The organism is Roseomonas rosulenta (genome assembly GCF_016106005.1).
Taxonomy (GTDB): Bacteria; Pseudomonadota; Alphaproteobacteria; order Acetobacterales; family Acetobacteraceae; genus Neoroseomonas; species Neoroseomonas rosulenta.
Map to the genome: position 1 here is coordinate 1 of NZ_JACADR010000581.1, position 975 is coordinate 975.

2 protein-coding genes are annotated in these 975 nt (G+C 76.6%); both read left to right on the forward strand.

All coding sequences use genetic code 11. The features are described 5' to 3' along the window. A partial coding sequence (locus HW578_RS26995) for a hypothetical protein (protein ID WP_198373775.1) occupies positions 1 to 271 on the forward strand: 271 nt, incomplete at its 5' end. Between the two features lie 5 nt (positions 272 to 276). Next, positions 277 to 975: cellulose synthase operon protein YhjQ/BcsQ (locus HW578_RS27000; protein WP_198373776.1), on the forward strand; the 699-nt coding region annotated here is incomplete at its 3' end.

Sequence of the window (975 nt, forward strand, 5' to 3'; positions counted from 1 at the left end):
CGCGCCGCCCTGGCCGGTCGAAGCGGCGACGCCGCTGCCCGCAACCGTTTCGCCGACGCCGCTGCCCGCGGCGATTCCGCCGGCGCCGCTGCCCGCGACGCTTCCGCCGGCGCCGCTGCCCGCGGCGACGATACCGGCGCACCGCCCGATCGACTTTCCCCTGATCGCCGCGGCGCTCGGCAGCGCCGCTGCACCTGCCGCGCCGCCCGTGACGGATGCGACGCTGGTCTTCCTCAGCCTGCGCATGGCGCAGACCGGCCCGGGGCGCTGACGGGCATGGCCCTCATCTGCGTCGCCTCGCCAAAAGGCGGCGTCGGCAAGACATCCCTGGTCGCCGGGCTCAGCGATGCCCTGCGCCGCGCGGGCCGACGCGTCATCGCCATAGACTGCGACCCGCAAAACGCGCTGCGCCTGCATCTGGGCCTGCCGCTGCACGAAACCTCCGGCTTCCTCGCCCGCATCGCCGAACGCCCGGACTGGCGCGCCGCGTTGCGCGCCACGCCGGCCGGCCCCGAACTCCTGCCGCATGGAGAGACCGACCTACGCGGCGCGCTCGCCGCCGCCACGACGCTCGCGGCGGAGCCCGAGCTGCTAGCCGCGCCGGTGCGCGCCATGCTGGCCGACCCCTCCGTGCTGGTGGTGGCCGACACGCCGCCGGGTGCCTCGGGCGCGCTGCAGGCGCTGGCACCCCAGGCCACCATGCTGCTGGTGGTGCTGCTGGCGGATGCCGCCAGCACCGCCCTGCTGCCCGACATCGAGAGCGGGCGCTTCCTCGGCGGCGGCACGCTGGGCAGCCTGACGGGGCCGCGCCTGCGCATCGTTCTGAACCAGGTGGACCGTGCTTCGCGCCTGTCCCTGGCGGCAGCGGAGGGGCTGGCGGGCCATCTCGGCCCGCGCCTGGTCGGCGCCGTTGCGCGCGACGATGCGATGGCCGAGGCGCTCGCCTGCCAGCGCCCGGTCGGCGCCCATGCGCCC